The organism is Prochlorococcus marinus str. MIT 9312, from assembly GCF_000012645.1.
Taxonomy (GTDB): Bacteria; Cyanobacteriota; Cyanobacteriia; order PCC-6307; family Cyanobiaceae; genus Prochlorococcus_A; species Prochlorococcus_A marinus_L.
Genome location: NC_007577.1, coordinates 557,344 through 574,737 on the forward strand (window position 1 = coordinate 557,344; position 17,394 = coordinate 574,737).

The 17,394-nt window shown below is 33.1% G+C and carries 16 protein-coding genes; 8 read left to right on the forward strand and 8 right to left on the reverse strand.

All coding sequences use genetic code 11. The features are described 5' to 3' along the window. Positions 1–7: 7 nt before the first annotated feature. From PMT9312_RS03050 to PMT9312_RS03075, 6 genes are all read right to left on the reverse strand, one after another. Entirely contained in the window at positions 8–1,546 is a 1,539-nt protein-coding gene (locus tag PMT9312_RS03050; RefSeq protein ID WP_011376150.1) for an NAD(P)H-quinone oxidoreductase subunit 4, read from the reverse strand. A 78-nt stretch (positions 1,547–1,624) separates the two neighbouring features. Beyond that, positions 1,625–2,572, reverse strand: coding sequence for a homoserine kinase (thrB, locus tag PMT9312_RS03055; RefSeq protein ID WP_011376151.1), 948 nt, complete (start codon positions 2,570–2,572; stop codon positions 1,625–1,627). A 6-nt stretch (positions 2,573–2,578) separates the two neighbouring features. Continuing rightward, positions 2,579–3,616, reverse strand: a complete 1,038-nt coding sequence (locus PMT9312_RS03060) for a glucokinase (protein ID WP_011376152.1) — start codon at positions 3,614–3,616, stop codon at positions 2,579–2,581. A gap of 10 nt (positions 3,617–3,626) precedes the next feature. Then, positions 3,627–5,543, reverse strand: a complete 1,917-nt coding sequence (thrS, locus tag PMT9312_RS03065) for a threonine--tRNA ligase (protein ID WP_011376153.1) — start codon at positions 5,541–5,543, stop codon at positions 3,627–3,629. Positions 5,544–5,546: 3 nt separating this feature from the next. Continuing rightward, on the reverse strand, positions 5,547–6,563 hold the full coding sequence (trpS, locus tag PMT9312_RS03070) for a tryptophan--tRNA ligase (RefSeq protein ID WP_011376154.1): 1,017 nt from the start codon (positions 6,561–6,563) through the stop codon (positions 5,547–5,549). Further along, positions 6,553–6,975 (reverse strand): hypothetical protein, encoded by a 423-nt coding sequence (locus tag PMT9312_RS03075; RefSeq protein ID WP_011376155.1) that lies wholly within the window; start codon positions 6,973–6,975, stop codon positions 6,553–6,555. The genes trpS and PMT9312_RS03075 overlap by 11 nt, the downstream gene beginning before the upstream one ends. Positions 6,976–7,137: 162 nt before the next feature. Here PMT9312_RS03075 and PMT9312_RS03080 point away from each other — a divergent pair, with 162 nt between their 5' ends. The 5 genes from PMT9312_RS03080 to PMT9312_RS03100 are packed head-to-tail and all read left to right on the forward strand — an operon-like array spanning position 7,138 to position 12,222. After that, positions 7,138–8,472, forward strand: coding sequence for a YcjF family protein (locus tag PMT9312_RS03080; protein WP_011376156.1), 1,335 nt, complete (start codon positions 7,138–7,140; stop codon positions 8,470–8,472). A 19-nt stretch (positions 8,473–8,491) separates the two neighbouring features. Next, positions 8,492–9,400 (forward strand): metal ABC transporter substrate-binding protein, encoded by a 909-nt coding sequence (locus tag PMT9312_RS03085; protein ID WP_011376157.1) that lies wholly within the window; start codon positions 8,492–8,494, stop codon positions 9,398–9,400. Between the two features lie 3 nt (positions 9,401–9,403). Next, the gene (locus PMT9312_RS03090; protein WP_011376158.1) at positions 9,404–10,168 is read left to right on the forward strand and encodes a metal ABC transporter ATP-binding protein; all 765 of its coding nucleotides are present in this window, start codon (positions 9,404–9,406) and stop codon (positions 10,166–10,168) included. A 12-nt stretch (positions 10,169–10,180) separates the two neighbouring features. Continuing rightward, positions 10,181–11,056 (forward strand): metal ABC transporter permease, encoded by an 876-nt coding sequence (locus tag PMT9312_RS03095; protein WP_011376159.1) that lies wholly within the window; start codon positions 10,181–10,183, stop codon positions 11,054–11,056. Next, positions 11,056–12,222: a DUF4336 domain-containing protein gene (locus tag PMT9312_RS03100; protein WP_011376160.1), complete on the forward strand. Its 1,167-nt coding sequence runs from the start codon at positions 11,056–11,058 to the stop codon at positions 12,220–12,222. The genes PMT9312_RS03095 and PMT9312_RS03100 overlap by 1 nt, the downstream gene beginning before the upstream one ends. A 7-nt stretch (positions 12,223–12,229) precedes the next feature. Here the strand turns inward: PMT9312_RS03100 and PMT9312_RS03105 are convergent, their stop codons facing one another. After that, positions 12,230–12,565, reverse strand: coding sequence for a DUF760 domain-containing protein (locus PMT9312_RS03105; protein WP_011376161.1), 336 nt, complete (start codon positions 12,563–12,565; stop codon positions 12,230–12,232). 45 nt (positions 12,566–12,610) lie between these two features. Beyond that, positions 12,611–13,195 (reverse strand): signal peptidase I, encoded by a 585-nt coding sequence (gene lepB, locus PMT9312_RS03110; protein ID WP_011376162.1) that lies wholly within the window; start codon positions 13,193–13,195, stop codon positions 12,611–12,613. 51 nt (positions 13,196–13,246) lie between these two features. Between lepB and menD the strand changes: the two genes are divergently transcribed. The 3 genes from menD to glgA are packed head-to-tail and all read left to right on the forward strand — an operon-like array spanning position 13,247 to position 17,391. Further along, entirely contained in the window at positions 13,247–15,010 is a 1,764-nt protein-coding gene (gene menD, locus PMT9312_RS03115) for a 2-succinyl-5-enolpyruvyl-6-hydroxy-3-cyclohexene-1-carboxylic-acid synthase (protein WP_011376163.1), read from the forward strand. Positions 15,011–15,046: 36 nt separating this feature from the next. After that, positions 15,047–15,904: a 1,4-dihydroxy-2-naphthoyl-CoA synthase gene (gene menB / locus PMT9312_RS03120; RefSeq protein ID WP_011376164.1), complete on the forward strand. Its 858-nt coding sequence runs from the start codon at positions 15,047–15,049 to the stop codon at positions 15,902–15,904. A gap of 35 nt (positions 15,905–15,939) precedes the next feature. Further along, complete coding sequence (gene glgA / locus PMT9312_RS03125; RefSeq protein WP_011376165.1) at positions 15,940–17,391, forward strand: glycogen synthase GlgA; 1,452 nt, start codon at positions 15,940–15,942, stop codon at positions 17,389–17,391. Positions 17,392–17,394 lie beyond the last annotated feature (3 nt).

The window sequence follows — 17,394 nt, forward strand, 5'->3', positions numbered from 1 at the left end:
ATTAAACTTAACTAATGTTTGAAATTAGCCCTACTAATTTAGCTAAAGTTAGCTGCTGACTGAGAGCATTGGTTGAAGATTCATATAAATTTATGGCTATTTTTGGCCAAAAACCTATCACTAAAGTAGGAAATAATAAACTAAAGCCAATTGTCAATTCTCTACCATTCATTTCTTTAACTGTTGCTAGTGCAGGAATTCTAGGTCCAAAAAATACTCTTCTACACATAGATAGTAGATATATTGGAGTAAGGACTAGACCAATAGCTGCTATAAGAATTGTGATTGATCTAAAAAGGGAACTGAAGCCTTCTTGACTTGTGATACCTAGAAAAATCGTGATTTCACTTATAAACCCGCTCATGCCTGGTAATGCTAGGGAAGCTAGTGAGCTTGTCAAGAAAAAAGCAAAAGTTATTGGCAAGACCTTGGCTAAACCACCCATATTCGGAATAGAAAGAGTATTTGTTCTTTCGTAGAATGAGCCTGTAACAAAAAACATAGCTGCTGCAATGAGTCCGTGGCTGATCATTTGAAGCATTGCACCGCTTATCCCTAAAGAATCTACCGCTCCGATCCCTAAAAGAACAAAACCCATATGACTTACTGAGCTACATGCAATTCTCCTTTTGACATTATCTTGCGCGAATGCATTAAGTGCTCCGTAAATTATATTGATTATTCCAAGAATAATTAATGCAGGTGCAATTTGCAGATGTACTTCAGGTAATATTTGAACGTTGAATCTTAATAGAGCGTAGCCACCCATTTTTAAGAGTATACCTGCAAGTAACATTGATACTGGAGCATTAGCCTCTCCATGCGCATCTGGCAACCAAGTATGTAGTGGAAAGATAGGTAATTTCACTCCAAAACCAATTAAAAATCCGAGATATGATAATAAAGCTAGACTACCTGTTACGTGTTTATTGGTTAAATCAGTAATATTTAATGTAAAAGTCTCACCACTTAAGGCAATTGCTAATCCGCTTATTAGGATTAGTAAAGAAGCCAAAGCTGTATAAAGAATAAATTTGGTGGCTGCATATAATTTCTTTTTTCCTCCCCAAATAGCAATAAGAAGATATACCGGAACCAACTCTAGTTCCCAAGCTAAGAAAAATAATAGGAAATCTTGAGAGAGGAAAACTAGGGCCTGCGCTGATGCTTGAACTAATAAAAGCGCAAAATATAAATTAGATTTTTTCTTTATTTTCCAACTTGCAGCAGCTGATAAAAAAGTAATTAACCCACTCAAAGCCACTAAAGGCGCAGATAACCCATCCACTCCAAGAGACCACTCTAAGCCTATCGAAGGTAACCAGACAGCTCTTTCTACAAGTTGCAAAGAGCTATCTGAAGTATTAAATTTTTGGAAAAGTACACCAATTATCAGTAAAAAATCTATAAACAAAAAACTTAATGAGATATTTCTAGGGAGCGTATTGTCTTCCCCTTCCTTCGAACTCAAAAAAGGCATTATTAATGCCCCAATTAAAGGTAGTAAAACAATTGATGATAGCCAAGGGAAAGATTCTAAATTCATTTTGTAATGAATAATTTTTTTATTCTAGTTGAAGTTGCACTAGCTTGAGACTATAACATTAAAAATGCCTAAGTAAAACTACCTACTAGAGATAGTGCTGAATTGGCTGCCTGTTGTTTGAAGGTTTAAAAATGGTGCTCTACTTGCTACACCTGACTTCTCCCATGCTTTTACCATGGCTTGACTAACCTCCTTGCCATTTTCTTTTTTACACAAAGCTAAGATGCTTGGTCCCGCCCCACTAATTGCGCATCCTAAAGCACCTGCTTGTAGTGCGGCATCTTTGACTTCCAGCCCACCTTTAATAAGCTTCCATCGGTATGGTTCATGTAGCTTATCAAACATTCCCTCTTTTATTAATTCATCGTTTCCTGCTTTTAAGCCATTTAGCAATAAAGTAAGTGCCCCCATATTTGTAACTGCATCAGATATTGGTACATTCTTAGGCATTACTTTCCTTGCTTCACTTGTGCTTAAACGAATCGCAGGTATTGCTACAACAGCTTTGATAGAGTCGTGCCAATCACATCTTATGATTCTCCATCTTTGAGAAGAAGACCGGGCCGTTAAGCAAAGCCCCCCCAAAAGAGAGGGTACTACATTATCAGGATGGCCTTCAATATCAATAGCAAGTTCTAGAAGTTTTTCTTTGGGCAGTGGAGAGTTCATTATTGCATTTGCTCCGATTAGTCCAGCAACTATTGCTGTAGCACTACTTCCAAGGCCGCGTGCCGGAGGTACAGCCAACTTTACTCTTGCTTCAAGCGCAAAAGGCTCCATATTTGCACTCTCCCATACTTTCTGAGCCGCTCTAAAAACTAAGTTTTCAGGTCCCCCTCTTAAATGATTCCCATCTGTACTTTCCATTATTAGATCAAATCTATCTCCACCACCTTCAATTCTTGTAAAAATAAATTCATTATGTAAATCTAATGCTGCACCAAGGCAGTCGAATCCAGGCCCCAAATTAGCAGTTGTGGAAGGTACTGTTACTCTTATTTTTTTTCCTACTTCAGGAATAGACATTTCTTGTTACTCAGTTTTTAAAAGCATTTTTGCTCTGCAGGCTGCACTAAAAAGCCCAAACTCTTCATCTAAAATCACTTTCAGAGGTATTGTTTTAAGAATATCTTTTAATCTTCCTTTATCAAAAAATTGTTTCATAAATATATTTGATTTAAAGTTTTTGAAATGTTTTGGTGCCGTTCCTCCTGAAATCCATAACCCTCCAAAGCATAATTCTTGAAGAGCGACATCTCCTAATAAAGAGGCATAAGCACCTAACCATATCCTCTCTACTTCAATCATTAACTGATCCCCCTTATTCGAAAACGTACAAATTTTTTCTGGGATTTCTTTTCTCAAAGCGTCAGAAATTTTAATTTCTTTAAAATATTTTTGTAAAGGATGGTTTTTAGCATCAGGTTTGCTCAGTCTCCATTCGGCAATTCTCGATAAACCAATACCACTAACAATTCTTTCACAAGATATCCTCTCAACTTTTAGATAATTCTTAAGCCAAATCTTTAATTCCCATTCTAATTTTGACTTTGGCGAGTATTCAACATGACCACCTTCGCTAGCTAAAACTTTCACATTATTTTCTGATATTATTCCTCTTGCAATGCCTAAACCTGTCCCAGCTCCAACTATGGCATGCAAATCATTATTAGTACCTGCAAAAAAGTCCCCATTCTGGATTGTTGAATATTGATTTTCTTTTAAATAAGGTATTCCGTAAATTTGCACTGCGAAATCATTTATTAGCTCGCAGCTTTTAAAATTAAATTTCTTCTGTAATGCATTTCCAGATATATTCCACGACAAGTTAATAATTTTTGCGTTGTTATTAGATAAAGGACCAGCTACTGCGAAGCATGCAGAATAAGGATGAGCAATATTTTTGCATTCATTTTTGAGAAAATCTTCTAGGATTAATTCAAAAGAGTTCCAATCAGAAGATATATATTTCTTTTTGAATATTAACTTAGGTGAATCATCATTTATATCTTTTTTAAATATTCCCAAAAGAACCTTGGTACCTCCTAAATCACAAGCCAGAAAATTCATAAATTTGAAATTATTCCGTTCGACCTTTTTTATCTATTAATTCATCCATTAATTTATAGAGATTAGGTAAATTGAAAATTCCTAAATTTGTTCCATCCAAAGCTCTTAGAGCTACTGAATCAATTTCCTCTTCTTTATCACCTATTACTGCAATTAAGGGAATTCTACTTATAGTTGCCTCCCTTATTTTGTATCCTATCTTTTCATTCCTAATATCAACTTTTGATCGGTAACCATTATTATTTATTAATTCATTAAATTTTAAACACTTTTCATTATTTCTATCGGTAATACTCAACAAAATTATTTGATAAGGAGCAAGCCAAATCGGAAATTTCGCCTCATATTGTTCAATTAAGATTCCGATAAATCTTTCAAAGGATCCTAAAATTGCCCTATGAAGCATAACTGGATTTCTTTTTTCATTATCAATATCTACATAAGTTGCTTCCAATCTAATAGGCATTGAAAAATCAACCTGAATGGTTCCGCACTGCCAGACTCTATTAAGACAATCTTTTAACGAGAATTCTATTTTTGGACCATAAAAAGCACCTTCTCCAGGTTGGAGTTCCCATTTTAGATTCTTATTATCGAGAGCTTTGGTAAGGGCCTCTTCTGATTTATCCCAAATCTCTTCACTACCTACCCTTTTTTCAGGACGGGTTGATAATTTGATAATTATTTCATCAAAACCAAAAGTTTTATAAACCTCGAAAACAAGATCTATAAATGTGGACACCTCTTCTTGAATCTGCTCTTCTTTGCAAAATATGTGCGCATCATCTTGAGTAAAGTTTCTTACTCTCATTAAGCCGTGCAGTGCACCAGAGGGCTCATTTCTGTGACAAGAACCAAATTCAGCAAGACGAATAGGTAAATCCTTATAACTTTTTAAACCTTGATTAAATAATTGAATATGGCATGGACAATTCATTGGTTTTATTGCATATGTTCGATTTTCTGACGCAGTAGTAAACATATCGTCTCTAAATTTTTCCCAATGACCGGATTTTTCCCAGAGAGATTTATCAACAGCTTGTGGTGTTTTGATTTCTAAATAATCATTTTTTTTAAGTATTTCTCTTATGTATTTTTCAAGCACTTGGTAGATTGTCCATCCATTTGGATGCCAAAAAATCATTCCTGGAGATTCTTCTTGAATATGAAAAAGTGAATGTTTTTTTCCAAGTTTTCTATGATCTCTTTTTTCCGCCTCTTCAATTCTTGTTAAATAATCTTTGAGTTCTTTTTCTTTAGCCCATGCAGTTCCATATATTCTCTGTAATGCTTCATTCTCACTATTACCTCTCCAGTATGAGCCTGATAATTTAAGTAACTTAAAGTGTCTCAAATGTCTTGTGTTGGGTACGTGAGGCCCTCTACACATGTCGATATATTCTTCGTGCTTGTATAAATTGATGAGACCTTCTTCAGGAATTTCTTCAATTATTCGTAATTTAAAAGTCTCATCTCTTTCCTTAAAAGTTTTAATTGCCTCTTCTTTAGAAACTTGTAAAATTTCAACGTCATAGTTCGTTTTTATTAATTTATTTATTCTATTTTCGATTTTTATTAAATCTTCAGGAGTAAATCTTTGTTCAGAAAAAATATCGTAATAAAAACCATCCTCAATTACAGGCCCAATTGCCATTTTAATATCAGAGTAAATTTGTTTAACTGCATGACCAATAAGGTGAGCAAAGGAATGTCTTATTATTTCAATTCCTTCTTTATCTTTTGATGTAATGATTACAACTTTGGAATCATTTTTTATAGGGAGCGTTGCATCTATAAGGACATCATTTACTTTCCCAGCAATTGTTGCTTTAGCTAATCCAGCACCTATACTCTGGGCAATTTCTAGAATAGTTACAGATTTTTCGAAAACCTTTTTTGAACCATCAGGCAAGGTAATTATTGGCATAATTTATTTCTCCATTTCAAAGAATCCCAATTTTGATTTAACTCTTTTTAAAGTCTGATTTGCTAAATCTTCAGCTTTTTCCTTCCCTTCATCAAGGATGTTATTTAATTGATAAGGATCATTAATTAATAATTTATATTTTTTCTGAATAGGTTCTAGTGATTCAATGAGTTTTTCAGTAATTAATTTTTTAAATGTCCCCCATCCAGTCTCTGAGAATTCATTTTCGCATTGAGAAATTTCTTTGCCAGATAATATTGAATAAATCATCAAAAGATTTTTAGATTCTGGTCTCTCTGGGTTGTTAAATTCAATTCCAATAGAACTGTCACTTTTTGCTCTTTTTATTTTTTTTGTGATTATTTCAGGAGGATCTAATAAGTTAATGCGACTGCCCTCATTAGGATCACTTTTGCTCATCTTTTTTGAACCATCAACTAAACTCATTATTTTTGATCCATTCTTCATAATTATTGGCTGAGGAATTTTCAAAATATTTTTATCTTTACTAAATTTGGCATTAATTCTTTGTTGTGCAATATCTCTAGCAAGTTCAAGATGTTGTTTTTGATCCTCACCTACTGGTACGTAGTCTGCATCGTATAGGAGGATGTCTGCAGCCATCAGGATTGGATAGTCAAATAATCCAATAGATACATTATTTCCCTGTTGTATGGATTTTTCTTTGAATTGAATCATTCTTTCCATCCAATTTATAGGAGTCATGCAATTTAATATCCAACAAAGTTCTGAATGTGCAGAAATCTGACTTTGAACGAAAATTGAGCATATTTTGGGATCTATCCCACAAGCAACGTACAAAGCGGCGGTAGAGATAGTATTTTTAGATAATTCTTTGGGATTATATGCGGCTGTTATTGCGTGCAAATCAACTACACATAGAAATGTTTCATATTCCTCTTGAAGTGTCACCCAATTATTGATTGCTCCAAGCCAATTTCCTATATGTAAATCACCAGTTGGTTGGACTCCCGAAAGAATCCTTTTTTTATTTGTCATCCTTTTCTAATTCGCTAGATTGGATTTCTTCATTTGAGGTACTTTTGACAGGTCTTGCAAAGGGGTCAGGTGTTTTTTTTGTATTTTCTTCATAAGGTTTTTGTGATTGTCTATTCGGAGAAGAGTTTTTGTTATTTTTTGCATATTCTGTGATTGATTCAATTAGTTTTTCGTCTTTGAGCATTTCGCTAAGTGTTCTAACAGAAAAACCAAGAACTGCAACAGTAGATCTTAGTTGAAAGGCTTCTTGTATTGATTTAACAGCTTTCATTTCGTTATCACTTAATCTTATTCTGAATCCGCCTCCATCTCTTCTACCGCCAGATCTATCTCTGAAATTAGATCTTTCATTATTGGAACGACCTCTGTAATTTTCTTGTCCAGGATTATTGTCAAAATTTGAATTAGACATCTTGATGTTTAATATATTTAAATAGTTTATTAACTTAGCATCTGGTTATGCAATAAGTCTTGCTGAATGCCTTAAATTTTTATCTATTAATTAACGAGTTATGTAATTTTGCTTTTCTCATTGACAACTTGCATTAAAATAAAATTAGAGTAAAAAAGTATCGTGTTTGATATTAGTAAAGACAACCTTTTAAAGGATTTAATAAAGTTTCCAAAGAAAAACATTCTTATAATTGTACTTTTACTGGGCTTTGGAGAATGGTTCGCAAGTGATTTAATACATTTAACAGGAGGGTCAATAGGATTTTTTATTTTATGCTTCGGAGGATATTTTTTCCTTAAGAATGACCAACCAAAATTTAATGAGCCAAAGGACTTAGATGGCTGGTTAAATCTTTGTAATGAAGATTTAAACTTCTATGAGGAAATTGAGGAGAAAAATAATTTAGAAAAACAAAATCTTCAAAGACAACTATCCCTTGACTCGATAATTAATAGAGTTGCAAAAGAGAAAATTTGTTTTATTGGGAAGAAAGATTATGACTCAACTCAAACTTTATTTAGAGATTTCTTCAAAGAAGATAAGTTTGATTTTAATTTTATTGAAAAAATGCCGAAATATAATTCTTCTGAAATTGTTCCTGATAACGTAATAAATACTGATGCTATTTTATTCTTTCTAAGTTTCCCTTTATCTGCTAATGATTTTTTATGGTTAGAAAAGCTTCCAAAGGATATGCCTATTTGGTTAGTAGCCCAGTCTTCAAATGGATTTGAATCTCAAAATGAAATTAATGAATTGAAGGATCAAATTTCAGGAGAATTTATAAATAGAATAATCAGAGTTGATACAAATAAAAATCAATTAACTCATATACCTTTTTCTTTAAGGAAGTTTTTTCTAAGTTCAAGTAAAAATATCGAGAATACCAAGAAAAGGCTTTTGAAGCAATTGCATACTAAATGGCAGTCTGAGATTGAGGGGATAAGAAGAACACAATTGAAAGTTTTACAGAGAAAGAATCAAATTCTTGTTGCCACGACTGTTTTCTTGTCACCACTTCCTTCAATAGATGTGTTGTCTATGGCAGTTTTAAATTCTCTAATGATTAAAGAGATAAAATCAATATGGGGATGTAACTGGTCTCCAGAAATTTTGGATAAAGTATCAAAACAAATAATTAAGACTGCAATAGCTCAGGGTGTAATTGAATGGAGTGGTCAGACTTTAATTGGATTAACAAAATTGCATGGCCCAAATTGGTTGTTTTCAGGTACTTATCAAGCAATAAGTGCAGCATATTTAACAAGAGTCGTATCTAGTTCCCTGGCAGATTTTATGGCGATAACAAAAGGGGTATCTGAGCCTGACTTGGAATTTATAAAAGAAAATTCTGAAAAAATTGTTGAAAAAGCTTTCGAAAAAGAGAAAATAAATTGGCAATCTTTGATATCTGATTTAAAAAATCCTTTAATTCGACTTAGATATAGTTCATAATTTCTGGAAGTATTAAGAAATGCATAAAAAGTTTTTACTTTTAATTTTTGTATATTTGATATGTCTTTTTTCAACTACCTCATGTAACAGAATCACAACTAAAAATGAAACTAAAAAAGAGGTGGTTTTAGCAAGCTTTACCGTTTTGGCAGATATAATCCAAAATATTGTTAAAAATGATGACTTCGTGGTTAGATCAATCACTAAACCTGGGATAGAAGTTCATGGTTATAAACCAACTCCAAGTGACCTAATAAATGCCTCAGAAGCATTTGTGTTTGTGGATAATGGATTTGGATTTGAAATATGGTCAGAAAAATTTGTTTCTAATTTGAAAGTTCAAAGAATAACAATTGGAGATGATTTGGAACCCATATTTATAAGTGAAGATTCTTACAAAGGTAAACCAAATCCCCATGCTTGGATTTCCCCAAAAAGAGGAATTCTTTATGTAGATATTATCGTGGAATCCTTATCAGAATTGAGGCCCACAAGAAGAGAATTATTCGAAAAGAATGGAGAAACTTATAAAAATAAACTCTCTAAAATTCATAAAGATTTTTCACTTTTTATTAATAACTTAGAAAAAGATAAAAGGTATCTAGTAAGTTGTGAGGGTGCATTTTCTTATCTTGCTAATGATTATGGGTTAAATGAAGTTTACTTATGGCCCGTTAATGCCGAGAGTCAAATCACTCCAAAAAGGATGGCAAGAACAATATCCTTAGTTAAGAAAAAAAATGTCCCAGCTGTATTTTGTGAAAGTACTGTAAGCAATGAATCCCAAATGGTTGTTGTAAATGAAACTGGAACTAAATTTGGAGGAAATCTTTATGTTGATTCGTTGTCAGGTGATAATGGCCCAGCTAATTCTTACTTAGGAATGCTGAAACATAATTTGGAAATTATTAAAAGAGGTCTTGAATAAAATATGGAAAACTCTAATTATCAAAACTATAGGATTGATGCAGAAAATATATGCGTAGACTACAACGGTAAAGTTGCATTATATGATGCCAACTTAAGATTAAAACCTGGTCAAATTTGTGGATTGGTAGGAATGAATGGTGCAGGGAAAACAACTTTTTTTAATGCATTGACTGGCTTCGTTAACATTTCTAAGGGGAAAATAAGAATTAACGGAGAGTCTTTAAGGTCTGCTCAAAAAGATCAGACAATCGCTTATGTTCCTCAAAGTGAAGGTATTGATAGTCAATTCCCTGTAAATGTTTGGGATGTTGTAATGATGGGGAGATATGGGTCGATGAATGTTCTCAGGTGTCCAAGAGAATCTGATGTTCAGGCTGTTAAAGATGCTATTGAGAGGGTTGACCTGACCGATTTTTTATCTACACCAATTGGTAATTTGTCTGGAGGTCAAAGGAAAAGAACTTTTTTAGCCAGAGCAATTGCACAAAGAGCCTCAATATTATTGCTGGATGAACCCTTTACGGGAGTTGATATAAGAACTGAGAAACTAATTTCGGAATTATTTATTCAGTTTAAAAATGAGGGTAAAACAATTTTATTATCAACTCATGATATGATTCATGTTCGCGAATTTTGTGATTTGGTACTTTTAATAAACAAAACAGTAGTTGCATATGGGGAGACCTCTGAAGTCTTTACTCCTGAAAATATAACAAGTACCTTTGGTGGGATCTCTCCTGACGTTTTGTTTGGCCCTGAGTCATAAAAAAAATTATTTATGGAGTTCTGTTTATTCTCTAGTATAAATTCATTCTTAACAGATCCTTTAACTCATGATTTTATGAGAAAAGCTTTATTTATGAGCTCTTTAGTTGCTGCTGTTTGTGGTTTTTTATCTAGTTATTTAACTCTCAAAGGTTGGGCTTTAATGGGGGATGCCGTATCACATTCAGTAATGCCTGGAGTTGTTGTGGCTTATGCTTTGGGATTACCATTCTCATTGGGTGCATTTATATTCGGAGTAGGTTCTGTAGCACTTATAGGATTTGTTAAACAAAAATCGAGAGTTAAGGAAGATACTGTTATTGGGTTAGTCTTTACAGGCTTTTTTGCTCTTGGAATAGTTTTGGTTTCTAAGATTAAAAGTAATATTGATCTCCACTCTATTCTTTTTGGAAGTCCATTAGGTATATCACTATCTGATGTGAAGCAAACGGTATTGATTTCTTTGTTGGTAGTAATACTTTTATCAGTTTTCAGGAAAGATTTAATGCTTTACTGTTTTGATCCTAGACACGCAAAAACTGTAGGAATTAATGTCCATTTCCTGCATTATTTGCTTCTTACCTGCTTATCTTTAGCGGCCGTTGTTGGTTTGCAGACGGTTGGAATAATATTGGTAGTTGCAATGTTGATAACTCCAGGGGCTACGGCATACTTACTTACTGATCAATTTGATAATATGACCATTATTTCAGTAATAAGCGCCATTATCTCTAGTGTGATAGGTATCTATTGTAGTTTTTGGTTCGATCTTGAAACCGGAGGTTCTATAGTCTTAGCCCAAACTTTTATATTTTTATTTGCTTTTTTATTCGCTCCGAGATATGGAATATTCAAGTTTAAAAAATTATTTGCTGGGTCTAAACGATAATGGAAGAAGAAATTTTAAATAAAAAGTGGTATTGGTGGCCATTATTTCCTTTATATCCATATGGAAAAAAGAAAACAATTTTAAGAGAATTAATTCCTGATCAAATATGGTCTTTGGAACAAATACAGGGCCTTTATTATGTTGCCGTTCCAATAAGAATGACGGTGATAAAGGTTGATAATGGATTGATGCTAATAAATCCTCTACCTCCGACAAAAGAATTAATAAATGAATTAGAAAAATTAATTGCGATTCACGGCAAGGTAAAAACAATAATTCTCCCAAGTGCCTCTGGACTAGAACATAAAATCGGACTTCCAGCTCTTTCAAGAATCTTTAGAGATGCAGAAATTTGGCTTTGTCCTGGACAATGGAGTTTCCCCATTAATCTACCACTAGATTTTTTAGGAATTCCATCAAAAAGAACAAGAATACTTTTTGAGGAAGGGACTCCACATACAGATTCCTTTAAATGGTCTTCATTAGGCCCATTGAATTTAGGACTTGGAAGATATCAGGAGATAAGCTGTTTTCATTATTCTACGAAAACTCTTCACGTAACAGACGCAATAGTTGGAATAGACTCCACTCCACCTGAGATATTTAATTTTGATCCAACTCCACTTCTTTTTCATTCTAGAGAGAGAGGAGATGAACCTTTGATTGACTCCATCGAACAAAGAAAAAAAGGATGGAAAAGGTTAGTTTTATTTTCATCTTTTTTGAAACCAGGTAAATTAAATATTCCACCTTTAAAAGAAATATTTAAGTATTCATTCAAAAAAGATCTTAGAAATTGGAGATCTCATTTCGGGATTTATCCCTTTTTATGGGATGAAGATTGGGAATCCTCTCTCGTTGAAATTATGGGTAAAGATATTCCTAAGATTCAAATTGCACCAGTTTTACAGAAATTAATTTTTCCGCGTTCAAAAGAAGTGTTACTTAAATGGTTCGAAAATATCAAGTCTTATGAAGATATGGAATATTTAATTCCAGCTCATTTTACGGCACCCATAAAATTTACAAAAGAAGATTGTCAAAATTTAATTAATGAAATTAATTCCCAAAAGTGGGACAAACTACCAGAGGATAATAAATTTTTAATGGGTTTATATAAAAAGTTGTTTGAACTAGGAATAATTCCTGAAAAAGTTAATCTCTAAAAACTTATTATTCTTCAATCGACATATTTTCATCATTTTTAAGAGTTTGTTCCAGCTCTTTTCTTTGCTCCATTTGTCTTAAGAAATATCCTGTCATCATTGCTGAAGATAATAAATTGGCAATGTTGTCTTTTGAAGATGTTATTTTCACATCAAATTGATCTGAAGGAAGCATTCCAAGAAGACCTTGAACATTATGTCTAATAATTTCTTGAATATCTTCACTAGCTGATTTTGCTATTCTTTGCAAAACTTCTGGAGATTGTTTTTGTAAATATTGGATTAAATCATTCTCATCATTTGGATCATTATTTTCAGTAGCAAGAAATTCTGGATTAAACATTTCTACAACTTCAAGATATAAAAACCCTACAACATCACGTACCCATTAATCTAAATTATTAAGGGTAGGGAACCGAATAGGTCCAATTTTATTAAAAGGCCAATATCTAAAAATAGCTTTACCAATAATCTTTTCATAGGGTAAAAACCCCCAAATATGAGAGTCCATACTATTGTTTCTGTTATCTCCCATCACCCATAAAGACTTTTCTGGAACAATAAAAGGTCCTATAGAATAATTTATATTTTTGTCAAAAACGTAATTTTCTTGAGCGATATCATTTAAGTAAAGGTAACCGTCTCTTACTTCTACTTTATCTCCAGGTATTCCAATTACTCTTTTTATTAATGCAGTATCTGCTTCATAACCAGCATTAATTAATTGATCCGGAACATTAAAAACAACTATTTTATTCTTTAATTTTGAAAGATTTGATTTGGATGTGATTTTAGGGGTTACTTTCTCAACAAGAATTTTATCTTGTATTTGAAGAGTTGGAAGCATTGAACCGGATGGAATCCATCTTGGCTCTATAACCTGCCATCGTATAATTAAAGCAATAGATATCCAAATTAAAAGATTTTTTAAATCCTTTATTATTGAATTTCTTTTTTCTTCAGTTCTAGACATGTTTTATTTAATTCAATTATAAGGAAAAATCCCAAAGCATTTATATAAATTATGACATCATCTATTGAATGCAAAAATTTTCTTAGAAGTTTACAACTTTTAAATCTTCTTATAAAAATAGGAGTTCAAAATTTAATAGTATGTCCTGGTAGTAGATCAGCGCCTTTAGCAATAGCTGCTGGAGAATTAAATAAATTAGGACTGGTAAATATTTTTAATTCAATAGATGAGAGATCTGCTGGATTCCACTCTCTTGGGATTTCTGCTGCATCAGGTAATCTTTCTTTAGTTATTACCACTTCCGGAACTGCCGTAAGTAATTTATTGCCAGCAGCAGTTGAGGCTGACAGATCTTGTAAAGGTATTATATTTCTTACTGCTGATAGGCCTCTAAGATTAAAAGATTGTGGGGCTAATCAAACAGTAAATCAAGAAGATTTCTTGAGTTCAGTCTGCAGAAGAGTTTTAAGTACAAATCTAAATGGACTTCATGAAACACAAGAAAATGAAATCTTAAATTTAGTGCAAATTACTGAGAAACAAATATCCACCTTCCCTGGTCCTATTCATTTAAATATTCCTATTGATAAGCCTTTAGGTATTTCTTTTTTAAATAAAAAAAATGTTTTAGAGGTTTTTGAGAGAATTTATTTAAAGAAAAAATATGTCTTTCAGGAAGTTGAAATAAAGTCTAATAAAAACAAATTCTTAGAAATTTTAGAAAATTTAAATTTAGATGAATCTGGCATTATTTTGGTAGGTCCCTATCAAGGCTCGATAAATGAGTTATCTTCTTTCAATAAATCTTTAGAAAAATTACAAGCAATTACTGGTTGGCCAGTATTTGCTGATCCTGTTTCATGTGTTTATTCTGACTTGAGAGGGTTAGTTGTAAATTGGGAATTAGTCTTACGAAAAAATAAGAATTTAATCAATTGTCATCAACTTTTGAGACTTGGCCCTATGTCATCCTCAATTGATTTGGAGGATTTTTTAACAACCTTCGAAGGGATACAAATTCTTATTAAAGAAAAAAACTATCGAAAATTGGACCCTATAAAAAAATCATTTGAATATGATTTTGGACTATTAAATTTTATTACTCTATTATTAGCAGAATTATCAATTAACAAAATAAACACAAAGTCTCTTACTCCGTTAGCCATTGATCTAATGGAGGAAGGTGAGCAAATTAAAAAAATTTTAAAAGAGAAAATTACTAATGATAATCAAATTACTGAGTATAAGCTTGCAAATCTTGTTCCAAAACTTTGGCCAGCTGAAAATCCAATAATGCTCTCCGCTAGTAGCCCAATTAGAGACTGGCTTACATTTTCTGAGAATGGTACTTTAACAAGAAATTGTTTCAGCTTTAGAGGAGCTTCTGGAATCGACGGTACTTTATCACTTGCATTAGGAATATCTAGAATAAAAAACCCTCTACTTCTTGTTACTGGAGATTTGGCTTTTGTTCATGATTTAAATGGCTGGCTTATTGAAAATTCAATCGACTTAAATTTAACAATTTTATTAATAAATAATAATGGAGGTAATATATTTAACCGTCTTTATAAGGACAATCTAAAAGAAGATGAATTAAAAAAACTATTTCTTATGCCTAAAGAAATAAACTGGAAAAAACTCGCGGAAGGCTATCAAGTAAACTTTAAAAGTGTGACAAATTTTAAAAAATTACGAGAGGCATTCGAATGGAGCATTTCTATTCGGGAATCTGTAATAATTAAAGTTGATATCGATCCGGAGAATGAAATTAGTGACAAAAATGCCCTGTTAGAAAAAATAATTGGCAGTTAATTTTTTTTATTTTCTATTTTTGAATAATTAGGTTTCATGAAAGTCTTACCTGGGAAAACTACTTTAAATTGGTCACAATATAAATCTTATGAGGATATATTGTTTCATAAATCAGATGAGGGAATTGCGCGAATCGCAATTAATCGACCCGAGAAAAGAAATGCATTCAGACCTCAAACTGTAGATGAGCTTATTGAGGCATTTAATATTGTGAGAAATGATGAAACTATTGGAGTAGTTCTTTTTACTGGTGCAGGCCCCGATAAGAAAGGTATTTATTCTTTTTGCTCTGGAGGCGATCAGAGTGTTAGAGGTGAGAATGGATATAAAAATGATGAAGGGAAGCAAAGATTAAATGTACTGGAATTACAAAGATTAATTAGAAGTTTGCCCAAAGTGGTTATCGCATTAGTTCCTGGTTATGCAATTGGAGGAGGTCAGGTTCTTCATTTGATTTGTGATCTTAGCATCGCTTCAGAAAATGCAATATTTGGTCAAACAGGTCCAAGAGTTGGTAGCTTTGATGCCGGATTTGGTTCTAGTTATTTAGCTAGACTTGTTGGTCAAAGAAAAGCAAAGGAAATTTGGTTTTTATGTAGAAAATATAATTCCAAGGAAGCTCTAGACATGGGCTTGATAAATGCAATTACAAAGATTGAAGAATTAGAAGCTCAGGGTGTAATCTGGGCAAGAGAGATTTTACGAAATAGTCCAACTGCTATTCGTATTCTTAAAGCTTCATTTAATGCGGAAAATGATGGAATTGCTGGTATTCAAGAATTATCTGGATACACAACTCAATTATTTTATTCGACTAAAGAAGCTCAAGAAGGAAGAGATTCCTTTCTTGAAAAACGTTCACCTGATTTTTCAGACTATAAGTGGACTCCCTAGTTGATTTTTTCAAAAGAACTTTTTTATAACTATCAATGAGAATTCTTCTTGCCGCTGCTGAATGTGCTCCAATGATCAAAGTTGGTGGAATGGGAGATGTAGTCGGTTCTTTGCCTCCATCTTTGATAAAACTTGGTCACGATGTAAGGGTAATAATTCCAGGCTATGGTAAATTGTGGAGTCTTTTGGAGGTATCGAATGAACCAGTCTTCAGAGCAAATACTATGGGGACTGATTTTGCTGTGTATGAAGCAAAACATCCAATACATAATTATGTGATTTACCTAGTTGGGCATCCAATATTTGACTCTGACCAAATATATGGAGGAGAGAATGAAGATTGGCGCTTTACATTTTTTGCTAGTGCTACTTCCGAATTTGCTTGGAATTGTTGGAAACCTCAAGTTCTTCATTGCCATGATTGGCACACTGGAATGATTCCAGTATGGATGCATCAGGACCCTGAAATTAGCACTGTTTTTACGATTCATAATTTAAAATACCAAGGGCCTTGGAGATGGAAATTAGAAAAAATGACTTGGTGTCCTTGGTATATGCATGGAGACCACACAATGGCTGCGGCTATGTTGTACGCAGATAGAGTAAATGCTGTTTCTCCAACTTATGCTGATGAAATCAAAACCCATGAATATGGGGAAAGCCTTGAAGGATTACTAAATTATATATCGGGAAAATTACGGGGAATTCTTAATGGCATAGATCTAGATGAATGGAATCCAGCCAAAGATCCAGTTTTGCCTGCCAAATTTAGTATCAATAATTTAAAAAATAGGACAGAAAATAAGAAAATTCTTCAGAGAGAAATGGGTCTTGAAGTTAATCCTAAAAAATATCTTTTAGGTATGGTTAGTAGGTTGGTTGATCAGAAAGGAGTTGATTTACTTTTACAAGTTTCAAGAAGACTTTTAGCATATACAGATTCGCAAATAGCTGTTTTAGGAACTGGAGATAGATATTTAGAGTCAGGATTATGGCAACTGGCATTAGATTACCCGGGAAGATTTTCAGTATTCCTTACCTATGATGATTCTTTATCAAGACTTATATATGGGGGGTCTGATGCATTCTTAATGCCAAGTAGATTCGAACCTTGTGGTATTAGTCAACTGCTCGCCATGAGGTATGGCTCTGTTCCAATAGTAAGACGAGTTGGAGGGTTGGTTGACACAGTTTTGCCTCATGACCCTGAAAATAATAGCGGGACAGGTTTTTGCTTTGATCGCTTTGAGCCTATAGATTTCTATACTTCTTTGGTGAGGTCTTGGGAAGCATTTAGACATAAAGATAGTTGGGAATTATTACAAAAAAGAGCTATGAGCCAAGAGTTCAGTTGGCAAAGATCAGCACTCGAATACGAAATGATGTATAAAGATGTTTGCGGAATAAAGGAACCATCACCAGATGTTGCTGAAGTTGAAAAGTTCTCTTATGGACAATCTGCTGATCCATCATTAAAAAAAGGATGACTT

What these genes read in the sequence shown, in the direction of transcription:
- PMT9312_RS03085 (WP_011376157.1), top strand. Translation starts at nt 8,492, where the DNA reads ATGCATAAAAAGTTTTTACTTTTAATTTTTGTATATTTGATATGTCTT.
- thrS (WP_011376153.1), bottom strand. Translation starts at nt 5,543, where the DNA reads ATGCCAATAATTACCTTGCCTGATGGTTCAAAAAAGGTTTTCGAAAAA.
- PMT9312_RS03050 (WP_011376150.1), bottom strand. Translation starts at nt 1,546, where the DNA reads ATGAATTTAGAATCTTTCCCTTGGCTATCATCAATTGTTTTACTACCT.
- trpS (WP_011376154.1), bottom strand. Translation starts at nt 6,563, where the DNA reads ATGACAAATAAAAAAAGGATTCTTTCGGGAGTCCAACCAACTGGTGAT.
- PMT9312_RS03095 (WP_011376159.1), top strand. Translation starts at nt 10,181, where the DNA reads ATGGAGTTCTGTTTATTCTCTAGTATAAATTCATTCTTAACAGATCCT.
- glgA (WP_011376165.1), top strand. Translation starts at nt 15,940, where the DNA reads ATGAGAATTCTTCTTGCCGCTGCTGAATGTGCTCCAATGATCAAAGTT.
- PMT9312_RS03105 (WP_011376161.1), bottom strand. Translation starts at nt 12,565, where the DNA reads ATGTTTAATCCAGAATTTCTTGCTACTGAAAATAATGATCCAAATGAT.
- menD (WP_011376163.1), top strand. Translation starts at nt 13,247, where the DNA reads ATGACATCATCTATTGAATGCAAAAATTTTCTTAGAAGTTTACAACTT.
- menB (WP_011376164.1), top strand. Translation starts at nt 15,047, where the DNA reads ATGAAAGTCTTACCTGGGAAAACTACTTTAAATTGGTCACAATATAAA.
- PMT9312_RS03100 (WP_011376160.1), top strand. Translation starts at nt 11,056, where the DNA reads ATGGAAGAAGAAATTTTAAATAAAAAGTGGTATTGGTGGCCATTATTT.
- PMT9312_RS03090 (WP_011376158.1), top strand. Translation starts at nt 9,404, where the DNA reads ATGGAAAACTCTAATTATCAAAACTATAGGATTGATGCAGAAAATATA.
- thrB (WP_011376151.1), bottom strand. Translation starts at nt 2,572, where the DNA reads ATGTCTATTCCTGAAGTAGGAAAAAAAATAAGAGTAACAGTACCTTCC.
- PMT9312_RS03060 (WP_011376152.1), bottom strand. Translation starts at nt 3,616, where the DNA reads ATGAATTTTCTGGCTTGTGATTTAGGAGGTACCAAGGTTCTTTTGGGA.
- PMT9312_RS03075 (WP_011376155.1), bottom strand. Translation starts at nt 6,975, where the DNA reads ATGTCTAATTCAAATTTTGACAATAATCCTGGACAAGAAAATTACAGA.
- lepB (WP_011376162.1), bottom strand. Translation starts at nt 13,195, where the DNA reads ATGTCTAGAACTGAAGAAAAAAGAAATTCAATAATAAAGGATTTAAAA.